At 47.3% G+C, this 24,479-nt stretch carries 18 protein-coding genes and 1 pseudogene; 8 read left to right on the forward strand and 11 right to left on the reverse strand.

What is annotated here, in order from left to right; genetic code table 11:
* The first annotated feature begins 126 nt into the window (after positions 1-126).
* A complete protein-coding gene (locus tag B7992_RS16550; protein WP_175549686.1) occupies positions 127-294 on the forward strand; it encodes a hypothetical protein in 168 nt (55 codons plus the stop codon).
* 84 nt (positions 295-378) lie between these two features.
* Here B7992_RS16550 and B7992_RS17370 read toward each other — a convergent pair.
* The 10 genes and pseudogenes from B7992_RS17370 to B7992_RS17105 all read right to left on the reverse strand — a co-directional run.
* Positions 379-531: pseudogene (locus B7992_RS17370) on the reverse strand (excalibur calcium-binding domain-containing protein); the annotation flags it as partial.
* 394 nt (positions 532-925) lie between these two features.
* The gene (locus tag B7992_RS04925) at positions 926-1,633 is read right to left on the reverse strand and encodes a M48 family metallopeptidase (RefSeq protein ID WP_088665703.1); all 708 of its coding nucleotides are present in this window, start codon (positions 1,631-1,633) and stop codon (positions 926-928) included.
* Positions 1,630-4,731 carry a type I restriction endonuclease subunit R gene (locus tag B7992_RS04930; protein WP_088665704.1) on the reverse strand — a complete coding sequence of 1,034 codons (3,102 nt, stop codon included), beginning with the start codon at positions 4,729-4,731 and terminating at the stop codon, positions 1,630-1,632. The genes B7992_RS04925 and B7992_RS04930 overlap by 4 nt, the downstream gene beginning before the upstream one ends.
* Before the next feature lie 29 nt (positions 4,732-4,760).
* A complete protein-coding gene (locus B7992_RS04935) occupies positions 4,761-6,041 on the reverse strand; it encodes a restriction endonuclease subunit S (protein ID WP_088665705.1) in 1,281 nt (426 codons plus the stop codon).
* Complete coding sequence (locus B7992_RS04940; RefSeq protein WP_141100376.1) at positions 6,038-6,574, reverse strand: DUF6680 family protein; 537 nt, start codon at positions 6,572-6,574, stop codon at positions 6,038-6,040. Before B7992_RS04940 ends, B7992_RS04935 begins: the two co-directional genes overlap by 4 nt.
* A 13-nt stretch (positions 6,575-6,587) precedes the next feature.
* Positions 6,588-7,364: a hypothetical protein gene (locus B7992_RS16555; protein ID WP_176421856.1), complete on the reverse strand. Its 777-nt coding sequence runs from the start codon at positions 7,362-7,364 to the stop codon at positions 6,588-6,590.
* Positions 7,365-7,408: 44 nt separating this feature from the next.
* Positions 7,409-8,266, reverse strand: a complete 858-nt coding sequence (gene dinD / locus B7992_RS04950) for a DNA damage-inducible protein D (protein WP_088665707.1) — start codon at positions 8,264-8,266, stop codon at positions 7,409-7,411.
* Between the two features lie 39 nt (positions 8,267-8,305).
* Positions 8,306-9,856 carry a type I restriction-modification system subunit M gene (locus tag B7992_RS04955; protein WP_088665708.1) on the reverse strand — a complete coding sequence of 517 codons (1,551 nt, stop codon included), beginning with the start codon at positions 9,854-9,856 and terminating at the stop codon, positions 8,306-8,308.
* A gap of 11 nt (positions 9,857-9,867) precedes the next feature.
* Positions 9,868-10,572, reverse strand: a complete 705-nt coding sequence (locus B7992_RS04960) for a restriction endonuclease subunit S (RefSeq protein WP_088665709.1) — start codon at positions 10,570-10,572, stop codon at positions 9,868-9,870.
* A gap of 103 nt (positions 10,573-10,675) precedes the next feature.
* Positions 10,676-10,810, reverse strand: a complete 135-nt coding sequence (locus B7992_RS17105) for a hypothetical protein (protein ID WP_254917620.1) — start codon at positions 10,808-10,810, stop codon at positions 10,676-10,678.
* Between the two features lie 748 nt (positions 10,811-11,558).
* On the opposite strand from B7992_RS17105, the gene B7992_RS04965 reads away from it, so the two are divergent.
* From B7992_RS04965 to B7992_RS04975, 3 genes are all read left to right on the forward strand, one after another.
* Positions 11,559-12,329, forward strand: coding sequence for a DUF6261 family protein (locus tag B7992_RS04965; protein WP_088665710.1), 771 nt, complete (start codon positions 11,559-11,561; stop codon positions 12,327-12,329).
* 264 nt (positions 12,330-12,593) lie between these two features.
* A complete protein-coding gene (locus B7992_RS04970) occupies positions 12,594-13,871 on the forward strand; it encodes a PHB depolymerase family esterase (protein WP_254917621.1) in 1,278 nt (425 codons plus the stop codon).
* A 312-nt stretch (positions 13,872-14,183) separates the two neighbouring features.
* Complete coding sequence (locus tag B7992_RS04975; RefSeq protein ID WP_073160655.1) at positions 14,184-14,390, forward strand: hypothetical protein; 207 nt, start codon at positions 14,184-14,186, stop codon at positions 14,388-14,390.
* 209 nt (positions 14,391-14,599) lie between these two features.
* On the opposite strand, the gene gap is transcribed toward B7992_RS04975, so the two are convergent.
* The gene (gene gap / locus B7992_RS04980) at positions 14,600-15,625 is read right to left on the reverse strand and encodes a type I glyceraldehyde-3-phosphate dehydrogenase (RefSeq protein ID WP_073160653.1); all 1,026 of its coding nucleotides are present in this window, start codon (positions 15,623-15,625) and stop codon (positions 14,600-14,602) included.
* A 130-nt stretch (positions 15,626-15,755) separates the two neighbouring features.
* Here gap and B7992_RS04985 point away from each other — a divergent pair, with 130 nt between their 5' ends.
* The 4 genes from B7992_RS04985 (at position 15,756) to B7992_RS05000 (ending at position 24,466) form a co-directional block, all read left to right on the forward strand.
* Positions 15,756-19,637, forward strand: coding sequence for a DUF3857 domain-containing protein (locus B7992_RS04985; RefSeq protein WP_088665711.1), 3,882 nt, complete (start codon positions 15,756-15,758; stop codon positions 19,635-19,637).
* Between the two features lie 83 nt (positions 19,638-19,720).
* On the forward strand, positions 19,721-20,998 hold the full coding sequence (hisS, locus tag B7992_RS04990) for a histidine--tRNA ligase (protein ID WP_088658549.1): 1,278 nt from the start codon (positions 19,721-19,723) through the stop codon (positions 20,996-20,998).
* 133 nt (positions 20,999-21,131) lie between these two features.
* Positions 21,132-22,793 (forward strand): GDSL-type esterase/lipase family protein, encoded by a 1,662-nt coding sequence (locus B7992_RS04995; protein WP_141099744.1) that lies wholly within the window; start codon positions 21,132-21,134, stop codon positions 22,791-22,793.
* Positions 22,794-22,819: 26 nt separating this feature from the next.
* Positions 22,820-24,466 carry a GDSL-type esterase/lipase family protein gene (locus B7992_RS05000; protein WP_249269274.1) on the forward strand — a complete coding sequence of 549 codons (1,647 nt, stop codon included), beginning with the start codon at positions 22,820-22,822 and terminating at the stop codon, positions 24,464-24,466.
* Positions 24,467-24,479: the final 13 nt, after the last annotated feature.

The raw sequence follows: 24,479 nt of genomic DNA on the forward strand, positions 1-24,479 counted from the left end.
TAAAATATACACCACCCCAAAACAGACGTCAATAGCCCCAAATTAGGGTAAGAATTTGCCCTAATTTGTGCCACTTGACTGCGCAAAGAACCCCTGTTTATATTAAGCAGAAAAAGGAAGGCTTATATGACTCTCGAACAGGAACTGAACATTCGCTACAAGAAGGGACGGGTAGAAGAAAAGGTGGCTGTCGCGCGTAGGATGTTCGAAAAAGAAAAGCCGATTGCAGAAATCGTTGAGTTCACCGGACTATCCGAAGCAGAAGTTCTTGAACTGCAGAAGGAAATGCAATAATTGGGGTTTCGCAGACTAGAACCGCAAACCATATAGAAAAGGCCACCCTTTAGGGGTGGCCTTCTTGCTTAAAATTTCGGCAAATCATCTTCCGAATTGGCTTTCGCAAGGAACGCCGTCGCCGTCGCCATCCATCTTTGTGCCGGGGCAATTTCTTATGAAGAACAGAGCCTCTTCATAACTTGTCATTTGGCTGCAGTAAACACGGCCATCACAAACAAACCCCTTATTCTCATTTTTTGAAGGAGTAGACGACCCATTATTCTTATGGGACGGAGCTGAGTAATCTTCGTCTTCTTCGCAATCCTTATCGCAAGGAACAGTGGGTGTAGAACAGCCAATAAATAGAGCAACCAACACGGCCAATAGGCTAATAACACGGAAATTCATATTCCAAAGATAACAAATCCTCGACTATCAATTAGGATATCTTTCCGAAACGTCTTGTAATTCGGTACTCATATCAAGAGGAACCCACACATTTTTTAATATATATTTTCAGTAATAATGAACTGATTATGGGGAAGCTTACAAAAATGGGTAGCTGACAAAATAGAGCCAAATAAAAACAACGGTATATTAACCGTCCAAAATAAAATCAAAGAGATTGTAAATGATACTAATGCTAACTTCATCTCCCCTCCTCCAGTCTTTTCTTTCTTTCTTCCCAATCGGGCATAAATGTTGATAGCTGCTGGTAGAATTTCTTTGAATGATTCGGGTGCAATAAATGGGTGAATTCATGCATCACGACGTACTCAATACTTGATCTAGGTGCAGCAACCAATGCTGTATTGAAAGTCAATGAATTGCTTTTCTTTTGACAACTCCCCCACCTGGAAATCATGGTTCGAAACTGAATTTTAGGATACTCGACCCCATATTTCTTAAACTTAGGATAATATGCGATGCAAATTTCTTCAATCAGTTTTTTGAATTCGGCACGAAGCCAGCGATTCAACAGATTGCATTTTTCCAAATAATTCTTTGGATCTTTCACAAATAAGGTTACAAAGCTGCCATCACATTCTACATGGCGATTCATATCCTGAACGACTTTTAAACGAAGATTATGGCCCAAGAATTCAACAGATTCTCCATCAACGAATTGCTTTGTCGCGTTCTTATGTTCCGCAGACTTTTTAAATTCTGCAAGAGCTTTGAAAATGTAGTTTGCACGATTGAATACTAATTCGTCAATTTTCTTAACTGGAACACTTTTGGCAGCAGAAACATAAACCGTCAAATCAGCTCTAACACGCAAATTGATGTTCTTTACATCCTTGCGTTCCAAATTGTAGCTGATTTGCCCTAAATCGGTTTCGACAATCCGAATCATTTAAAGCGCCTCAAAGCAACGGTAATAACATTTTCGGCAATTTTGTCAATGACATCAAAGTCAACCTTCAATTCATATTTTTCTTCCATATCAAAGAACAAATCATCAATATCCTGGCGAATGCGATTGTGAATGTCCGTATTATTCTGCCAGTCAACACTAACATTGTTCTGAACAACAGACGTTACTTCCCGGGCAATTTCAGTAACGACAAAACGATTGGCATCCATATCTATGGCTTTTACCAATTCCGCACAAATTACGCCATAGAATGCTTCTGCATGGGGACTTCCCTTGATTTCGTCAGGATAGCTCGTGCCAGAATTTCCTTCGCGATAATCCTTAAGAATCTCCTTCATTTCCTTTAAATACTGAGCTTCATCAAGGAGTTTCTGCTTAAAGGCTTCCAGAGCCTTCTTGATTCGTTTGGAGAAGCTTTCGTACCATTCAGGATGTTCATCGTGGTTCAACTGAATACTTTTCGTCAAATGTGATGCAATAGCATCCGCCTTGGCACGCGGGGATTCCATTTTTTCCACAGCTTTTTCAAACGCCGGCTTATCCAGAATATCTACCGGTTCATAAATTTGCTGAACATCACCCACAGACATATAAGTATCAAGCAAATTCTGCATCTGTTTTTCATAAACAGAATTGTCTATGGCATCGGCATAGCGAATCTTTACGCAGCGACGAACCTTGGAGAAGAAAATAAACGCAGACTGATATTCTTCAATTTCCTCTCGGTCAAAGGCTATGAACGCCTTCTCGGAATTCAGCACCATGGTCAATCGACGACCAAAAAGGCAAAGAGCGTTATAGAAGTTTTCGCGAATATCGCCATCGGCAAGCAACAATTCTATTTCCTCTTCATCTCGCTTATTTTTCAGGGAAGAGAAAATATCGCACAATTGAGAATAAGATTCACGGAGCCGAGAAACATAGGACATTACATCAACGACAACGCCTTTGATATCTTCCTTGTCAAAGTTTTCAAGACCCGCGCCGCTATACATTTCCATGGCTTCATCAAGATTACCGATCAATCCACGATAATCAACAATCAAACCAAAGTCCTTGCCGTCATAAAGACGGTTCGTTCTTGCAATAGCCTGCAACAAGCCATGTTCCTTCAGTTCCTTATCGATATAAAGGACTTGAGTTCTCGGGGCATCAAAACCCGTCAGCAGCTTGCTACAGACTATGAGAATGTCGATTTCACCATCAATAAACTTGTTCTTTAAGGAATCCTCATAATCATCAGCATTGTCGTAACGATCCATCATCTTTTTCCAAAAGCCCTGAACAAGACTATCGTTACTTTCGTCGATATCTTCGTGACCTTCACGCATATCCGGCGCTGAAATCACCACTTCCGTTGTAATATCGCATAATTGATCAAACACAGCCTTGTAGCGGATCGCGTCACGCTTAAAGTTACATGCCAACATTGCTTTAAAGCCAGAAGCCTTAAAGTTATCCATAAAATGCTGGTAAATATCAATAGAAACGCGTTTAATACGAGTATCGCTAGATGTGAGTTTTTGAATGCTACTCCACTTGTTCTTCAGGTCTATGATTTGAGCCTTGCTCAACTTTTTTGTAACCATGTCAAACCATAGGTCGATATTCTTTTCATCAACATCTTGCTCAACAAAGCGGCCTTCATAAATCAAAGGAACAATAGCTCCGTCTTCCACACCATCCTTAATGGTATATTTATGGATGATTTTACCAAATTTCAGTTTGGTCTTTTCATTTTTCAAAAGAGGAGTTCCGGTGAAACCAATGTAACAACCATGCGGGAACACAATACGCATCTTGGCGGCCAACGAACCATAATTGGAACGATGGCTTTCATCAACTAGTACGAAAATATCCCTAGACTTGTTCTTTATGCCCTGATTTTCAACCGTATTGAACTTGTTGATAATCGAGGTGATAACATCAGCAGAACCTTCATTAATCAAGTCACAAAGGTTCTTGCCACTGGTAGCTCGTGTGGGAGAAAGTCTTGTATGGGAGAATGTATTGGCAATCTGCTTATCCAGTTCCTTACGGTCTGTAACGATAATCACCTTGGGGTTACAGGAACTCATTTCTTCAAGGATATATTTAGCCACCATGACCATGGTCAAGGACTTGCCACTTCCCTGGGTGTGCCAAATGAAACCGCTCTGACGGTTTCCTTCTTCATCATTCTGGTTGATGGTCTTGATAATTTCTTCAACAGCAAAGAACTGCTGGTAACGACATATCTTTTTTATCTTGCCGTCATAAAGCACAAAATACTTCGCAAACTTGCGAAGTCTTTCATGATCAAATAATGAAACCAAAATGCGGTCTTGTTCGGTGGGTTCCCGTTTGACAACATGCTGTTCCACCAGCTTACTTTGCCATTCTTGATTTTGTTCTCGCCACACATTCCAGTATTTCTTTCCGGTTCCTGTTGTAGCGTATTTCACCTTATTCTTGTTTGTTGCCACCAGAATCTGGGTGAACTTGAACAATTGCGGAATGTAATCCTTGCCCTGGTTTCTTATGTTCTGCTCTACAGCTTGGTCTTCACTAATGGTCGGAGCCTTACATTCAATGACAGCAAAAGGGATTCCATTTACAAATAGGACTATATCCGGTCGGGCGTTATTTCGTTTATCCCAGCTTTCGCACTGGAATTCTTCTGTTACATGGAAGACATTATTTTCAAAGTTTTCCCAGTCGATATACTTGAGATTGAAGCTTTTGGTAGTGCCATCCGTAAGAGTTTCTGGGTAACTTTTACCGAGCATCAAGGCGTCGTAAATACGCTCGCTAGTCTTAACGAGCCCTTCGGTAAGAGGAACATCAAGGTCGTTGATGGCCTTCTCTACATTTTCGGGAGAGAATCGATAATTTACGCCACCATATTCAAAGGTATTCATCTTCTGAAGTTGCTTACGAAGCACATCCTTCAAAAGAACATTGTAGAGAGTTCCGCGCTTCTGTTCGCATTCTTCACGAGAGATAAAAGTATAGCCTAGCTTTGTCAGCAATTCTATGGCAGGATACTTGCTGATATTATCTTCCAACATGATGTCTGACTGATTTTTGAAACTCATAAGGCACCTCTAAAAGTAAATTCGAATAACTAAGCAGAAACACGTACAAGTCCAGTAAGCAACAACTGCATTAGGGATTTTTTCTTCAGTTTTTCCTGTTCAAGATCCTTCTGCAAAAGGGAAATTTCTTCATCAGCAGTAGAGAGAACCTTAGCAATAGCCCTCATTTCCTCTATTGAGGGTAACGGTAATTCAAAACTTAAAAATTGAGATAAATGAACCCTTTTTTTCTCTATAAGAGATCCTGTTGAAACTTTATCGTAATAATTTAGCATAGCATCTGATTTTAAGAAATGTTCCATAAAAATTAAAATAGAAGGATCTTTGCATGTAAATGTATCATAGTAACCGGAAACCGCAACAGGAAACTCTTTCTTATGCAAACCTATTGCTCCGAAACGAATATTCATCGGGTTGTAAGCAAAATACTTCGGCTTAAGAATTTTATAGACATTTTCTTTTTTTACAAGATGTTGCCTTTCATAGCGCTCTGTCTTTGGAGTCACACCATTCTCTATCGTCAAACTGTATAAAGGATACTCTATCAAATTTTCCGTATGCTCTTTACACACATCAAAAAGTGTTTCAAATAAAAATAGTTTCCAATCACTTGGAACAGAGCCTATGGCACTAGAAACAAATGATTCCGTTTTTCCAACCAATCTTTTTTGACCAGAAAATAATTGATCCATCAAATAATTTTTTTGAGTCTGTTTTTCGGCAATAAGATTTTCCTTCAGTTCAATCACCCGATCCTGCGCAGCCAAAATCTCCGCAATCTTTTCCTGTTCCCTCTTTGAAGGAGTGTCTACCTCAATTTTTTTAAACCACTCATATTTCAAAGATCTAGTATCATCGACAAGCCCTTGTGAATTTCTATAAAAGCAGTTTATCAAGGATTTCATTTTAAATAAATAAGAAAAATACGGAACACAAATGCTTTTTATGGGATTCAAAACTGTATATGCCGGACTAACAATTCCTTCATATAAAGATAAGGCAGAAACCCCTTGCCACATACGCATTGTATTATACGCTATATCTCCAACATAAACTCGTTTATATTTGCTCTTATCCTCACTAGAATTATCCTTTCCTTCAATTTCGGAACGAGGAATAATTCCTTTATCTGCTGTAATAGAAAGTAATTCCATTGAAGAACAATTACTCTCGTTCCTGTCTGAAAAAAGAGTACCCAATAATACTGTTTGCCATTCTTTCGGAACAATCCCAATCTTAGTTCTCTTATAACCAGCCGGGACCTTCCCCGCCTTCACCAACTTAATTCGTTTCTCAATCTCAGGAGTCATTTTACATTTCCTCTTGGTGTAACGGGAATTTTGGGTAACAAATCACTTCCATCAGATTCATTTCTATCATGATGATATTTTGCTATTTCGACATTACTTATAATTTGTGTATTAATAAGATCTGTTGTTGCCTTTATTCTGTTTGCGAGACCTGTTGGATAATAATAATTTTTTATACATTCCCATCGAATGTTTTTTAATCCTAAAGACCTTGCCATTTCTTCCAACAATCGTAAATATTTGTCTGCTATATTTGCGTTTTGTCCCTTATTAGTCTCCGCAATAAAATTGGCATATGCTTTACGTACGGATTGATTCTTATAAAAGAATACATCAACAGTATTTAATGCTTTCACATTTTCTTCCGCAGCAATATCATAACGATAATGCATTACGACTTCAAATATTTTTAATTTTTGATTTTTCGAAGCTGTTTTACTTTGCCAATATAACGTAACCAAAGTAGCGATTAAACCTGATACCAAAGCCGTTCCAGCTAAGCTTAATATATTTATCCAATCTATATTATTCACAATCATCCTCTTTTTAAATTTCCGGTTTAATAAAAATCTTCACAAATCCATCGTGATTTTTTTCTAAATCATTTTTTATGCCAATAGAGTTGCCTAAATATCCATCTGGATCGTACACGAAACAGTACAGTTGTTTACAATCCGGATGAACTTTATACTTTTCAATGTCTACAATAAGCTCTTCGCCTAATTCCTTTTTTGACATGGAAGGACGGGTCTTTTTCACTTCAATAACCGTTTGTAAATCTTTTAGCAAGAAATCCATTCGTTCACAACCTCCTGCATACGAAGGAGTCCATTCCTCATCGCGAACATCATCAAAATGTAAGACCAACAAAGCATGCAATAAATCCTGCACATCATATTCGTCTTTTATAGTTAAGGTTTCTCTATTGTCATGACGAGTGCGCAATTGCCTCGCGACGCGAGCAAATTTATTGAAGATGTTTTCTAATAACTTACAAGAAAGTTCTTGAGCAGTATCGTCACAAACTATAAGACCTTCTTCTAAAGCAGAAATAGCACCATTTAGCTGTCCTAAAACGTCATTTACATATTCAAAGTTTGCAAAATTCACCTTGGTGTATTTCTGGATTTGTTCAGCATATATAGATTTTTCACATCCAACCTTGTTAAACAAAATCAGTATATCCGATACCCATTTCAGGAACAAACTTTTATCACACGATGTAACACAAAATCTTCCCTTCGTACTTGTAGATCCATTCCTAATGAGAGACTCTCCATCACTAACCTTCTTACGCAATAATTTAAGGTAATCCTTACCCATACCATCTCCTTATCATTTTCGTGAACCCACGAAAATGATAATCTCTATTTTTCAACATCTGAAGGAAAGCCACCTGACATTTTAACCTGTTTATCCTGTGTTTTCGCACGTCGTTCCAGTTTCTTAATATCTTCAGACGGAGGTAAATCCTCTGGCTTGATGCCTCGATTAACAAGCAATTCCCTAATGCCTACATTATTTTGAACATGTTCTTTTGTAATTGCAGGCTCTCCGAACAAGTCCTTGGTTTCAACATTAACGTTGGTCATTTCTGTTGCAAGATTTTTTGCTGCTATGGTAAGCGTGGGCAAAAAATCAGCTAAAGGTCTGTTTTCGCTAACACCATACTTCGCCTTCATCGCCTTTGTTGTATTTCCTCCAAACAAAGCCTGGTCTCCACGAGAACGAATTCTAGCAAAGCCGGAATCATCAACACCTCGCTCATAAATGTTTTGAGAAAGTCGTTTCTCAGACTCCTTCAAACGATTGCGAACCAAGGTTCTTTCTATGTAATTTACACGTTCTTCAATCAGTTCTTGCTTTCTTGTCTGGATTGCAAAATATCCTTGAGCAAAGGCAATTTCTTCCTTAGAAGGATCGCCATTCATCGCAACCAAATAACAAGCATAACGCGTCAGCATGAAGTCCTTGACTTCTCTTTTTGCACCGCTTCCAAGCGCAACCATTTTCGTGACCTCACGAAAATGGTTTTCAGGTTCTCCTCCAGCTGTTTTACACCCTGTTACAGCTCGTTCAATAGCCTTCTCGAAATTTTCCCATCGTTCATAGCCAAGCAGTTTCATCATATCACGAGCAAACCAATATTCAATATCCGTATTTTCGTAATGCTGCAAAGACTTATCGAAAGTGTCCTTAATGGCTTCAATCTGTTTCTTTTCCATATTCTCTCCTTACCATTTTCGTGGACTCACGAAAATGGTTTACAACCCCAGTTCCTTCATGTAATCGGCCATGCGTTTCTGAACCTTGGAAAGTTCCTTTTCGATGTACTTGATATTATCCTGGACCTTGTTGATATCAATCAGTTCTTCTTCTTCGAAGGTATCTACATAACGAGGAATATTCAGGTTATAGTCATTGTTCTTGATTTCTTCAAGAGTTGCAACATGGCTATACTTATCTTCGCCCTCAAAGTCAGGATTTTCACGATAGTTCTTGTAGGTTTCTACGATACGAGCCACATCCTGATCGCGAAGGATATTCTGGTTCTTGCCTTTTTCAAAGTTACCTTCACCACTTGCATCCACAAAAAGAACCTTGTCGTTGGAACCGCGATTCTTGCGGAAAATCAGGATACATGCAGGAATGCCTGCACCATAGAACAGGTTTGCCGGAAGACCAATCACTGCATCAAGGAAATTGAACTTTTCGATAATGGTCTGGCGAATTTTGCCTTCGCTTGCGCCGCGGAAAAGGACGCCGTGAGGCAACACAATACCCATACGACCAGTGGCATCATCAAGGCTATGGAGGTAGTGCATCACAAACGCATAGTCGCCCTTGGATGTAGGAGGAATGCCCCAGTCAAAACGACGGTAAGGATCCATATCCGGCGTCATCTTGGCTTTTTTATCGCTATCGGCATTTTCACCAAGGAAACCGCTATCCCATTTGTCCAGGGAGAACGGAGGATTGGCCACAATGCACTGGAACTTCATCAGTTTGTCGTTTTCGATATTGCCTGGGTTCGCGATGGTATCGCCCTGCCAGATTACGGCGTCATCAACGCCATGGAGGAACATGTTCATGCGGCAGAGAGCCCATGTCTGCATGTTCTGTTCCTGACCATAAATACGGACCTTCTTGCTCTCAACCTGATGGAACCCCTTGAGCAAAAGGCCGCCACTTCCGCAGGTACCATCATAAATTCGGTCATTTTCCTTGGGCTGCACAAGTTTTGCCACAAGTTCAGAGACCTTACTCGGGGTGTAGAATTCGCCACCTTTCTTGCCGGCATCCGAAGCAAAGTTTGCAATCATATATTCGTAGGCGTCACCGATAATATCGGCACTACTCAACTGAGAAGGTCGTAAGTCAAGATCCTTGAAATCTTCAAGAAGATTCTTGAGGATTGCATTCTTTTCCTTTGGCTCACCAAAATCCACTGTAGAATTAAAGTCGATGGCTCGGAACACATTGTGAAGCTTTGCGCTATTGTTGTTTTCAATAGCAGCCAAGGCAACATTAATCTTCTGACCGATTTCGGAATCGTTTCGATTGTTGTAGAGATAAGTGAACGAGGAAGATTCTTCCATCACAAAACGTTCGCGACTCATGGCACGAGCAACACGCTGTTCGTCACCCTTGTACTGCTTGACATACTTTTCACGGGTTTCCGCATACACATCGGTCAGATACTTGACAAACAGCATGGAAAGGATATAATCCTTATAACGGGAGCTGTCAATTTTACCACGGAAGCTGTCGCAGGCATTCCAGAGAACCTTTTCAATATTTTGTTTTGTAGTCATTATTCTATCCCTTATTTTTTAAACTTTTTGTAGGCAGCTTCGATGGTGAGCTGACGCAGTTGGAGTTTCCTCTCTGCCAAATGTTTTAGTAAGAACTGTTCTAGTTTTGCCTGGCGAACCATATTGCCGATAATCTTTTGCTTTTCCAACGGAACATCCGGAATTTGGATAGTCGCAAAGAAGCCCGAATTTATGGTACCCAGGAATGAAGATCCGTTTGCATTCTGGAGAATTTGCTGTTTTGTAGATTTATCCTGTAGAAAGTGGAAAACAAAGGCTGCATCCGCTTCTTCTGGAATGACTCTAATAATCGCAAAATGGGAAGGAACCAAAAGGTTCGTGTGTTCCCCTGTAATCAACATAGTTGTGTAAGGGGCGCTCAAACGAATCAAGATATCGTCTTCATGCGTCAAAAACACATCACTCAAAGGCTCCTTGGTGCAAAGATATTCTACCTTTGACGGGTCAATTTCGCCGGAGTCCGAAACGCTCTTCAAGTTCAACGCAAGATACTCTGGAGCTTCCCCCTCAAGGTCCTCCATTTGCTCAATTTCGTCGGAATTCGCCCTTTTTCGGGCTAGAACGACCCCTGTTCTAATAACAGCAACGTCTTTCAAAAACATTTTGTCTTGTACCATTTGTGATTTACAGAGATAAATATAATCAAAAAGCAGGACAAACGGGGATATTTTTGAAAATATTTTTGTTTCGCTCATTTTGTGACAACAATGAATTAACCACACCCATCAAAGAAGCATAATTCCAACAAAAAAGGTCGCCCGAAACGACCTAAACAAATCCCAACTATCCCTCTTAGCCTTATTCCTCTTCCCCCAGCTCCACGCCTTGTTCCCAGGCGCGTTCGGCGTCGCATTTGGGGATTTCGATTTCATCTAGCGGTTTGCCGATCCATTCCTTTTTGCAGCGGTCGATTTCATCCCAGTCGGAACGCACGATGTAGATAACCCTTCACTTTCGGCACCCTTGTTCATCATGCGGGAATACACCGATTCATCCGTCTTGTAGATGTTGTGGAAGCCCTCGAATTCCACACTGAATGTTCTTGACTACATATTTAGACATAAGCAACTCCTTCTTGGATTCCTATACCAAATATAGGAGCAAACCTCCGTCCGTTGGATTCAATCCGAAGCACCATCCCGCGCAAGGGATACCCATAGGATTCAATCCGACGCACTTTCCCGCGTAATGGATTTGCCTTGGGATGCAATCCGATGCACCATCCTGTGCAATGGATTTGCCTTGGGATGCAATCCGACACACTTTCCCGCGTAATGGATTTGCCTTGGGATGCAATCCGAGGCACTTTCCCGCGTAATGAATTCGCCTTGGGACGCAATCCGACGCACCATCCCGCGTAATGAATTCCCTTGGGATACAATCCGAGGCACTTTCCCGTTTTTGGGACACCCTTTTGGATGCAATACAACGTACTTTCCCCACTTTTTAGCTGCTAATTTGAACAGCGTTTATTGTAAATTTTACTCATTTGTTCAGTATCAAAAATCAGAAAAATGCATTTTTTTCTTCATTCATACGCCAAAATGGCCAGTTCATACGGAACACCCCCCAAAAAAGTGGTTTTTTGCGAAAACTTTTTTGTACATTCTTTTACAAGGAAATGTTCGAACAATTATCCTAAAAAAGACAAACAAACTTTCTTATATAAAGGATTAAGAATATGAACAAAATCAAAAGAATTAATTTCCATAGCATGCGCAACGAAGAAGTTCGCGCTTTCCACTACGAATGTCTGAAATTCACCAAGTATCTTTCGTCCGACATCTTTTCAAACAACGTAGCCGCCTACGAAAATGTATTCCAGAAATATAGTGATGCGTTAAAGTTGAACGCTACCGAGAACTTCGAAACCACCAAGGATCTTGATATCAAGCGCACCGATATCTATGTGGCCTGCCGACGTATCGCCCTGGGGTTGCAGCAGTTCCCCAGCCAGGATCCGGTCATCCAGAACACAACGGCAAACATCGTTGAGTTCTTCAGCAAGGCTCCCACCATCCACAAAATTGCCCAGAATCAGACTAGCGGTATAATCAAGGGGATTGTGGAGAGTTGCTACGCCCTGGATTCCAACGCCCTGGAGGCTTGCGGTTTCAAGGTTTACCTGGATCAGCTTAAGGAAGCCAACGAGCGTTTCATCGAGGTTTCTGCCGAGCGCGCAGCCGCCTTGGGGAATCGCGAGACGGAGCTGGTCAAGCACACCCGCGATGAGTTGAACGAAATTTTCGACCGCGTGTGCTCCGGCGCCGAAGGCCTTGGCGCATCAGGTAACGAAGACTGCCTGAACTTCGTCAACAATATCAACGGAATCATCGAACGATTCAGTTCCGTCTACAAGTTGCGTCAAACCCTCAAGCAAAACGCCAAGGAAAAAACAGAAGAAAAATCTGAAAACAAAACCGTGGTTGCCTCCGCAGTGAAAGCAGCCTAAACCCAAAACTAATTAAAGGAGTTCGCCCGGCCCATCAAAAAAAATGGCCGGGCTTTTTTACACAACAAATTTCTTACAAAATCATAAAATATGTATAACCTACGATTATGTTTCTAGGTTAACACTTGTTTACCTGATGTTCATCCAAGGTATGCCATAGACAAATCGTCTATGGCATTTTTGGTTCGGCCAGATTAAGGGGGTTCTTTTTAGGGTAGATTATATTTGGGCGAATTTTTGCCCGGGATACAATAAGGAGTTCTTGTGAAGCACAATTTCCAGAAAGCTTTTGTGGCGGGGCTTTCCGCCTTGGGTTTGGCCATGTTCATGGCCTGTAGCGACGATTCCACCCCTCATGCGGCCGACCCTGTGGTTGATCCCTCTGCCGGATTAGAGGAACAGCCGCAAAGCGGCGTCAACCAGCCCGAAACCCCGGCAGACCAGTTTCCGGCCGAAAATCCCGACCCTAGCGAAAATACGGTCCCGGCAGAAAGCTCCGAATCCGGCGAAATTGCAGACCCGGCCCCCACATCCAGCGAAATTGCAGAAATTTCAAGTTCTTCCGAAGAGGTTTCCAGCTCCAGCGAAGAGGAACCCGCCTCTTCCGAAACGGTTCCTGCCGAGCCTTCCTACGCATTCGGCTATGCCCTCAAGAACGCCCCCACTCCCAGTAAGGGTTGCGGCAGGGAAACCACCCTCAAGACCGACAAGTTGGTCGAAAATGGCGAGCATCATGTGGTCAACGTTAACGGTACCTACCGCGAATATTTTATCACCCTGCCCAAGAATTACGACAATACCAAGCCCTACAAGCTGCTGATCGCCCTCCACTGCTACGGCAGTTCCGCCGAGGACTTCGTCCACCACACACCGGACTACGACCACCCCACTCCCTATTACAGCCAGCAGGCCCAGGATACCGAGGGTAACTACATGTTCGCCTCGCTCCAGGCGGTAAATGGCCTGTGGAACCAGGGTCAGGCAGACCATGATTTCTTCGGTCAGGCCCTCACCACCATCGAAGACAACTACTGTATCGACACCAGCCGCGTGTTCATTACCGGTTTTAGTTTCGGAGCCATGTTCTCTTACTCCCTGATGCAGGACTACCAGGAACGTATCCGCGCCGCCGCCACCTATGCCGTGGCCGATTACAACATCTGGCTCCCCCAGGATGCGGGTACCGACAAGAACCTGCCCGTGGCCTGGATGAATGTTCACGGCCAGAACGACGACCGCTGCCTTTACGACAAGGCAAAGAACAGCGCCCTCCCCCGAATTTTAAAGAAAAATGGCAAGGCCTCCGACGGAGATAGCCAATTTACCGACGCCAGCGGCGAAATCATGGCCGAAAACCAGGGCAGCACGGGCCACACCTGCCACGACTTTACCACGGTAGACGAACGATTCCCCGTAAAGTTCTGCAGCTGGCCCGGAAACCACCAGTGGACCGCCCACGACACCGGCAACATGGGTATCGGCTGGGGCTGGGAAGACACCTGGGTCCCCGAAGAGGTCCACAAGTTCTTCGAGCAGTTTTAACGACCGTCTAATTTGGAATGAAACTATATTAACAAGAACAATCCCAACAGCAATGCAAATCCTGATGACGAACTGAACGAAGATCAGCTGGACCAGGTTTCTGGCGGCGGAAAATTCGGCGGTTTGGATATTGCAGGTTCCCTCGGCGACGTCAGCAAGGACTTCAATAAGGGCAAAAACGGCGATCCGAAGTGTAATAGATTCTAATAATGGTGTAAATTTCTATAAAAGTAAGAAAAAAAATGTTTTTTTCTGTACAAAAGAGTTATATATAGCGATAGAAATCTTAGACGCCATCATCAAGGAGAAAAAATGGCACGTAAAAAGGTTAATAACGACCTGGACAACGAACCGATCGTACCTAACGAAGACGTTGAGCTTGAAGAAAACTCCATCTTCGAAGAAGAAGAAGACGAATCCGAAGACAAGGGCATCGACGAGATCCTGGGTGGAGCAACCCTGGGCCGTGCCGCTGGTGACCTTGACGGCTGGGGCTCTTCTGAATACGAAGACAACTAAGCGCCAGGTTCTTATCGCTTAAAAGAAGCGTTCCTCCAGTGGAGGAACGCTTTTTTTATTCAGTCTGCCCTAGCCGGTCTAAGCCGGGCCGAGTCTAAGCCGGCCCTAAACCAGGCCAAGTCCGGCCCGCGAAAACGGCATAAAAAAAAGAAAACCCTCGTTTTTCAACGAGGGTTTCCTTTAAGTTTTCTTAAGCTAGAAGCTTAAAATTACTTGGTGATGACCTTGGCCATTTCGCAAACCTTGTTGGAATAGCCCCATTCATTGTCGTACCAAGCGCAAACCTTCACGAAGGTCGGGTCGAGCTGGATGCCAGCCTTGACGTCGAAGATGGAGGTGCGAGCATCGTTGCGGAAGTCGGTAGAAACGAGAGCTTCGTCGGTGTAACCGAGGATGCCCTTCAGGCCGCCGTCGCAAACGCACTTTTCAGAAGCTTCCTTCATAGCAGCGCAGATTTCTTCGTAGGTAGCAGCAGTCTTGAGTTCTGCAGTCAGGTCAACGAAGGAAACGTCAGAGGTAGGAACGCGGAGGGACATACCAGTGAGCTTGCCGTTGAGCTGCGGGAGAACCTTACCAACAGCCTTTGCAGCGCCGGTGGAAGACGGGATGATGTTTTCGAGAATGCCACGGCCACCGCGCCAATCCTTCATGGAAGGACCGTCAACAGTCTTCTGAGTAGCAGTTGCAGCGTGAACGGTGGTCATGAGGCCACGTACGATGCCGAACTTTTCGTCGAGAACCTTGGAAATCGGAGCCAAGCAGTTGGTGGTGCAGGAAGCGTTAGAGATGATGTCCTGGCCAGCATAGGTGTTGTGGTTAACACCGTAGACGAACATCGGAGTAGCGTCCTTGGAAGGAGCAGACATGATAACCTTCTTGGCACCAGCCTGGATGTGCTTGCGAGCCAGTTCGTCGGTCAGGAAGAAACCGGTGGATTCAACAACGACGTCAGCCTGGAGAGCGCCCCAAGTGATGTTCAGAGGATCGCGTTCTGCGAAGATCTGGATCTTGTTGCCATCAACGATGAGGTAGTTCTTTTCGCCCTGTTCGAAGGAAACTTCGTGTTCGAACTTGCCGTGCACGGAGTCATACTTCAGCATGTATGCGAGGTAGTCGACAGTGAGGAGGTCGTTGATACCAACAACCTGGATGTCGTTAGAGAAGTTTTCCACAGCAGCGCGGAACACCATACGGCCGATACGACCGAAACCATTGATACCGAGTTTGAGAGCCATTATTGGATCCTTTTTTAGTAGTGAATTGTTTGCACCCCCTACAATAGGGAACGCTCAACTGACTCCAAATTTATTAAAATTGCGAAAGTTGAAAAGAGTCTTTTGAAAATTTTTTGCTTTTTATTGGCTTATGAATTTGAAAATTGCCCAAATGTTCCGTTTTGCCCCCCTTTTCGGGCTGTTTTTTCTGGTTTCCTGTGCCGGTAACGGTGCTCCCCTGACCGAAAACACCCCCCAGTCCGCCCCCGAAGAGACTACCCAGGGTAGTTACGCCGACGATTATTTCAACGACGGCACCCCCACAGCCGCCTCGACCCTGAACAGCCAGGCAAAGTCCGCCCCCGCCGCTAAGAAATCAGCCCGTTCTGGCGCCATCGGTTCGGCCGGTTTCAATTTCAAGGTCAAGAACCCCGCAGACTGGGCCCTGATTAGCGGCCCCGAAGCCGGAGAATCCGGCGTACCCTACGAATTTTATAATGCTAGCACTGGGCGCCGTGCGGTCCTTATAGAAGTGGAACTTCCCCAGGGCGAACCAATGCGCCTGATGGACCGAGCCCAGGTAGAAATGCAGGCTTTCGAAAGTAGCGGAAAGAAGGCCACCCTGGCCGAAACCTACCCCGAAGAGGCTTTCGGGACTACCGGAGCCTTCTTTGACGTGGCCGGCAAGCGCTACGAAACCCCTTATGAAGCCGTAGGCTTTGTCACCGGCGGCGGCAACCATATTTATACTCTGACGCTGTCGGCTACCGACGATGTTCCGGCTCCCGGTGCCCTCAAGGAAGAATGGAAGGAATTCTTCGCCGACTTCCAGATGCTGGAGACCGCCCAGGAAACGGGCCCCGAGCTTTCTCCGGAGAACGTCCAGAGCTATCATTCCGACGCCCTGGGCTACGACTGGGCCGTAAAGGACACCCTCTGGCACCACTGGATGGGGATTTCCCGCCAGAACGAGGACCCGGACCTGGTTCTTTCTAATAAGGCCGAGGATGTTTCGCTGTTTGTGTACGGCGCCATAATTCCCCAGGACGAAGTGAGCCAGCAGGACCTGTTCAAGGTGCTTTTGGTGCGCCTTGGTGTGGATCCGGGGAACCCCACCCTGGACGTGCAGCGCCAGAAGATCAAGGATGCCGACGGTAATATCCTTTATGCCCAGGATTTTACCCTGACCCACACGGTGAACAAGTTCGACTTCTATTACACCGGTCGATATATATATAATGAGGGTCGCGGGATTTTGATCGTCTCCTGGACCCAGGGGATAAATAAGGGCAAGTACAGCAAACTGATGGATCGAGCCGTAGAAGGCTTGACTATGGGAGCCGCTCCTGCCGCAGACGCCTCTGCCGAGGCCGCCAAGAAGCAGGCCAAGTTCAACGCCGCCATCATGAGCCAGGTGGGCCTGCTCCGCCTGCTTGAAAATCAACCCCTGGTGGCCTTGAGTTACTTCGAGCGCGCCAACAAGATGGACCCCGAGGACCCCCTTTACCTGATCAACTGCGGTTTCGTGTACCAGATGAAGGAACTGTACGGCCCGGGTATCAGCCATTTTGAAAGCCAGAAGGAACTGGTCCGCAAGAACGGAAAGCTGCTGAGCATTCTGGGTGAAATGTACGAGGCACTGTTCGACTATGGCCGCGCCCGCGAATGTGCCGAAGGCGCCCTGCGCTACACTCCCAACAATCCTGAATATGTAATCAACCTGAGCGACGCCTTGTGGGGCCTGGGCCAGCGCAACCAGTCCCTGATTGTGGTGCAGCGTCTTTACGATACCCAGCCCAGCAGCCGTCTGGGTGTGTACCTGGCCAAGACTTACATGGGGCTTGACCAGTACGCCGAAGCGGTGGACGTTCTTTATGGTGTCCGCGGACGATTCGGCATGAGCGTGGAACTGGGAACCGCCTTGATGGACGCCCTCATGTTCCTGGGCCGCTACGAAGAGGCCCGCGCCATTAGCGAAGAGACTCTGGCCAAGGACCGCAACGATTATAAGATCTGGACCACCCAGGGCAAGATCCTTTTCTATTCCCGCAATTACCGCGAAGCCGAAAAGAGCCTGACCAAGGCCCTTTCCCTGCGCCCCGATAACGAAGATGCCAAGAGTTTCCTGTCGGCCACCAAGGCTTTCCTGGGCAAGGCTGACAACCGCACCCTGCAAAAACCCATTACTCCGGTGGAAGACCGCACCTCTGACCTGAAGAAGCTGCTGCGCCCCGAAGCCAAGGCCGAAGCCGTAGATGGGGACTTCCCCGCCGTGGTCCATTACAACAAGCACGCCCTCAAGGCCGACAAGGGCGCAAGCGACAAGGGGTTCGCCTGGACCCGCACCGAAGAAATGCTCATGGAAATCCTGGATGTGCGCGGTGCCGCCATCTATCGTGAGTTCACCTTCGACTTCTTGCCCGGTTTTGACCGCATTTATATTAACGCCCTGGAAGTCTACGACAGCAACATGAAGCTGAAGCAGAAGGCCAGCCTGAACGGTGCCTATATTACCTATGCAACCGAAGTCGGTGGCGGCAACGAATCCCAGACGGCCCACTTCCCCCTGACGGACTTGGAACCGGGTGACTTCGTGTACATGCAGTACAGCCGAACCAACATAGAAAACAAGGGCATGATCCCCTACACCAACTTCATCAGTTCCAAGGATGTTCCCGTTGGTGAATCCGTATTCCGCATCTACGCCGACAAGGACCGCTTCGTTACCGAAGAATATGGTCCTCTCGAACGTCAGGAAATCAAGGGCGGCATGGAATGGAAGATCAACAGCCCCGTGGTGATCCGCAAGGAACTCTACATGCCTGTTTACCGCGACTTTGGCGCTGGTGTCATGCTCACCGGCAAGCAGGAATGGGCTTCTGTTGGCGAAGATTACCAGAACTTGATCAAGCATCAGTTCAAGCAGGCCGTTTCTGTTCGCGAAAAGGCTTTTGAAGTCAAGGGATCCAAGGCAAACGACAACGCCGTCAAGGCCATCGTCAACTTTGTGCGCCGCGATATCCGTTACCGCGACATTCGCTTCGGCGGACACAGCCTGATTCCGCAAACAGCAGAATCCACCCTCAAGCAGCACCGCGGCGACTGTAAGGACATGGCCCTCTTGCTTAAGGAAATGCTGCAGTCCATTGGCGTCAAGAGTTATCTGACCGCCATCCACCTGACGGAAGAAGGTTTTGAACAGCTGCCCACCATCCAGCAGTTCAACCACATGATTCTTTATATTCCCAAGCAGGGGAACATCAGCGAAATGTGGGTAGACGCTACCGACAAGACGGGTAACGACCGCCCCGTGCCCCTGGATATGGAAGGCAAGGTGGCCTTGATCATTGACGACGACAGCAGCCGCGTGGTGACGACGCCTATCCTCGAAGATAATCAGGAACATCAGATTTCTGTGGACCATCGTCTGTTCATTGGCAACGACGGCGCTTGCGAATTTCGCGACTCCGTGGCTCTGGCAGGCAAGTTCGGAAGCGTCATGCGTAACCGTTTCTATGGCCGCGACGTCAAGGAACAGGAAAAGCTGATGGAAGACTTCCTGGCCTCCGGTATTCCCGACGTAAGTATCGGAAATATCAAGATCGAGAATCTGACGGAGTTCAACAAGCCCCTGGTTCTTGTGGTGACTTACGCCTCCAAGGGTTACTTCGGTCAGGGCGGTTCTGAACTGAAGGGAAGATTCCCCAACGTGTGGGAACGTAGTTTGTTCAAACTCCCCAAGGTTTCTAAGCGTCATCACCCCATCCGCATGCCTCATGAGACTCAGTTCAGCTACAGCCTGAATGCGAAGGCCGCCGGTGGCCGCGAAGTGGCCGTGAATGGCCCCAAGGCACTGACCCGCGCTCCCGACTACGTCAGCTACGAAAAGGGCTGCGCCGAAGGCACCAACGCCCAGAATTGCATCAAGTGGACTACCTTCGCCCTGTACGCCGACCCCAGCGAATACGAAAAGATTCGCGAGGAATGGACCTACCTGCTAAGCGAAACCAGCCCCATGATCATGGTGAAGTAAGTTCCTAAACGGTTCAATAAAGACCTTTTTTGGCCCCCGAGTTTTTCGGGGGCTTTTCTCTTTTTTCTAAATTTGCGCCCACTATGAGTATTGCAATTCCCCAGCTGCCGAAAGGCACCCGCGATTTTTATCCTGAAGCACAGCGCATTCAGAACTATATCTTTGACACTTGGCGTAAAACCGCCGAAGAATTCGCTTACGAAGAATATGAAGGCCCCATGTTTGAACACCTGGAGCTGTACACCGGAAAGTCCGGCGAAGAAATCGTAAGCCAGCTTTACAATTTCGTAGACAAGGGTGACCGCGAAATCGCCCTCCGCCCCGAAATGACTCCGACTCTCGCCCGTTTGGTGATCCAGAAGGCCCGCGAACTGAAGAAGCCCTTCAAGTGGTTCTCTATGCCTCGCCTGTTCCGTTATGAAAAGGCTCAGAAGGGTCGCCTTCGCGAATTCTTCCAGCTGAACATGGACATTATCGGTACCGAAAGCATTTATGCCGAAGCCGACCTGATGGCATCCATCGCCACCATGCTCCGCAAATTCGGTCTGGAAGACACTGACTTTGCCATTGGCGTTTCTAGCCGCAAGCTCTTGGCCACTTACCTGGACGAAATCGGCGCACCGAACCCCGCCCAGGTCTACCCCGCTCTCGACCGCCGTCTGAAAATCGGCCCCGAAGCATTCGCCAAGGCTCTGGCCGACGCAGGCCTTACCGAAGAACAGGTTCAGAAGCTTGACGCCTTCATGAGCTGCAAGTCTATCGAAGAAGTCCAGGCTGCAGTCCATAGCGAAGCCGCTACCGCCGCTCTCGAAGAAATCAAGGACCTGTTCGCCACTCTGGAAGCCGCTGGTTTTGGCGCTTGCGTCAATCTGGATTTGAGCATCGTCCGTGGCCTGGCCTACTACACCGGCATCGTTTTCGAAGTGTTCGACAAGGGTAAATCCATGCGCGCCATCGCAGGTGGTGGCCGTTACGACAGCCTCACCGAAAAGCTGGGCGGCGACCGTATTCCGGGTGTTGGCTTCGGCATGGGCGACGTGGTTTTGGCAGACTTGCTCCGCGAACACGGCAAGCTCCCCGACCCCAAGCAGAGCGTTGACTTCTACATCGCAAGTTTCACCAACGACATGAAGAAGGTTTTCGAGACCGCTCAGACCTTCCGCGCCAATGGTAATTCCGTTTCCCACCCGCTGGCTTCCATGAAGATGGGCAAGCAGCTGGACCAGGCAAACTACCAGGGTGCAAAGATCGTTGTTTACGTTGACGGCGACAAGGCAGCCGCAGGCGAGTTCGAATACAAGGACCTCCGCGACGGCACCATGCACGTAGGCAACGTAGAATCCATTAGAGCAGCACTGTAGCTTCGCAATTATGAATTATGAGTTATGAATTATGAGAAACCGCAAAAAAGCATTTGCCCACACGTTTTCTCTTTTTTCGTAATTCATTCTTCATTTTCTCGTACCTCGTAATTCATACCTCATACTTAACTACATGACTCCTCTTAAAACCTTACTTAGCATCCTTAGCCTTTTCGTGGTCCTTGGCATTATTGCCATCGTTTACCCCGAAGGCGGAATTCATGTTGGCGATAAGACGCTCCGTTACCCCAAGCTGACGGACATTTTCGAGAAGGCTCCTGCCAAGGTCGAAGGCGACTCCTCTGCCGCCCAGGAAGATCCCGAAGCCGCCATCCAGGCCATGATGGAAGCAACCCGTCAAAAGGAATTCGCCGAATTCTCGGATTCTCTGAAGTTTTACGAGGACTTCTTCGAAAAGGGCAAGACCCGATTCGACCTGCCCAACAACGACGCCACCTGGTTCGACAGGTTCTTCTTGCATATGCAGTTGGCCGCCCTGGACAGCAACACCGTACACATCATTCACTACGGTGACTCCCAGCTAGAAGAAGACCGCATCTCTGCCACCATCCGCGAAGACCTGCAAGATGAATTCGGCGGTGCTGGCCCCGGCATGATGCCCGCCATGATGACCGTTCCTTCACAGACAACCAGCCACTCCAGTTCTGGCGCATTGGAACGTTTTATCTTGTTTGGACCCTCCGACGAAGAAGCGGACCACAGCCGTTACGGCCCCCTGGCACAGCTTTCTAAGCTAGATGGCGAAGCTTCCATTACCATCCAGAAGCGTAAGACTGGCCGCAAGAACGCATTCCCCCACGTTGGCGGTTACAAGAAGATCAAGTTGCTGGTGAACAAGAACGCCCGCATCAGAACCAAGCTGAACATCAGCCAGACTTTCGTAGACACCATCGTCAACGCCGACAGCTCCATCAAGGAAAAGCGTTATTCCAAGATTGTGGAGATGCAGGCTCCCGCCATCGAAAAGTTCAACAAGCTGGCCGTGTACACCTGGAAACTCCCCGATACAACTTCCCTGGCCAAGCTCTACATTTCTGGTTCTGCAGAAATCTACGCCATATCTGCCGAAGGTTCTTATGGTGTGAACGTAGACAACGTAGCCATGCGCGGAAGCTCGGGTACAATATTCCACCGCATCGACAACGAACTGCTGGCCGAAAGCTACAAGGCCATGAACGCCCGCCTGATCATTATGGAATACGGTGGCAACATGGTTCCCGGCATGGGCTCCAAGACGGTTGAATGGTTGAAGAAGGTCATCACCCGCCAGATCCAAGCCATCCAGAAGGCCAATCCCGACGCCGACATTCTCTTTATCGGTCCTGCAGACATGGCCCGCCAGCAAGACGGAGAATGGCAGACTTACCCGGGCCTTGCCATTACCATCAAGACCCTCCGGGAAATCGCCCTGGAAAACGGTGTTGCCTACTGGGACATGCATCGCGTTATGGGAGGAAACGGATCCATGATGAAGTGGGTTCAGAAGGAACCGGCCCTGGGCTTTACCGACCACATTCACTTTACGCGCCGCGGCGCCGCCTATATGGGTGACCTGTTCTGTGCCGCACTGCGCATGCACTACGATTACTTCCAGTTCCGCGAACGCCATCACATTACCGATGAAAAGCTGAAGGACATTCATAAGTATGCCGACGGCGTGAAGGAAGAAAAGAAGAGAGCAAGAGCTGCAGCCAAGGCAGCTAAGGCTGCAAAGGCCAAGGCCGCCAAGGAAAAATCTTCCAAAGAAAAGGCTGCCACCAAGGGGAAAAAGTGATTCGCATATTCTTTACTTTACTTATAGTGTTAGCTGGTTTTACCTGCGGATTTTCAAAAGATCTGCCGATCGCCCCGGGTAGTTACCACATTGATTTTAGCAAGTACAGCTTCATCGATTCCACCTTGAACGTGATTCAGTTCCCCAAGGGGAACGCCAGTTTCGAACCGTTCTTCAAGAAGCTGGACACCCTGGTTTTCGAGAACCGCGGTCAGGTAAAGATCCTGCATATCGGCGGCTCCCATTTACAGGCCGACGTTATTTCTGGGCGTATCCGCGAACATCTGATCAAGGAATATCCCGGCGCCAGTGCAGGTCGCGGTTTCGTGTTCCCCTACTCCGCCGCAAAGACCAACACCCCTTCGACCTACGGCAGCGCCTACAAGGGCATCTGGAATCGCAATCGTAACATCCAGAAAGAAATCACCCGCCCGCTGGGTCTCCTGGGTATCGCCGTAAGCACCAGCGACCCCCGCGCAGAAATCAGCATCTTGCTGGACAAGTACAACAGCGAACCCATGTGGGGCGAAACCCGCCTGCGTCTGTTCGGCTACAGCGACAACAACGATGTGGTCCCCGTGCTCCGCGTCGACACCACTGACATCTATGGCGTCCAGGACACCGCAAGCCAGAGCTACGTGTTCACTTGCCCCCGCCCCATCGACACCATCCAGATTCAGTTCCGCTGGATGGATAGCCTGCAGCAGGCCGCCATCGCCAAGTTCATTACCGACTCCCTGTATCAGGATTCTATCGCCCGCGCTTCCGCCGACACCACCCAGAAGGATTCCGCAATCGCTTCTAGCGCATCGGCACAGCCGGCAGCAAACGTACCCGCCAACGTGGCACTGATCGCTCCCGACGCCCCCAGCGATTCCATGTTCCAGGGGGACTGCGACCTGCTGGATACCGCCTGCATGGCCAAGGCCGAAACAGTCGCCGCCAGCATGAGCAACAGCGAAGGTTTGCGCAAGTGTTCCGACGCCATCCAGGCTACAGCCGCAGCCAACGAAGATTCCTCGAACGCCGTCAACGTCCACTGCATTCCCGACGACGAAATCATTCCCGATTCCGTCAAGAAGAATGCACGCCCCAACTTCACCTTGACCGGCATCCTTACCGAAACCGACAATCCGGGTATCACCTACACTGGCGTAGGCATCAACGGCGCCCGCGTCCACGACTACTTCGAAGAAGTCTGCCCCCTGCTGGAACGTCAGATGGAATTCTACAAGCCCGACCTGGTGATTTTCGCCATCGGCATCAACGACGCCAACGTAGAACATTTTAACGACAAGCTGTTCATCGAGGAATACGGCAAGCTCCTGGCCCGCATCAAGCGCGTATCCCCCAATGCAGCAGTCATTTTCGAGACTAACAACGATATGTACCGCAAGGTGAAAAAGAAGCGCTACGTGCAGCACCCCAATGGCGATGTAGCCCGCAAGGCCTTCTTTACCCTGGCAGAAAAGTACAAGGCCGGTGTATGGGATAAGTTCAGCCTCATGGGTGGTTTGGGTTCCATGTCCAAGTGGGAAAAGGCTGACCTTGCAAAATCCGACAAGGTCCACTTCAAGCTGGCAGGCTACAACCTGCTAGGAGACCTTTTCTACAAGGCCCTGATCAACGCCTACCAGGAACACATCGCAAATTTGCCCGCCCAGGAACCCTAACGAATTACTGAAC

It is taken from the genome of Fibrobacter sp. UWH1 (assembly GCF_002210365.1).
Classification (GTDB): domain Bacteria; phylum Fibrobacterota; class Fibrobacteria; order Fibrobacterales; family Fibrobacteraceae; genus Fibrobacter.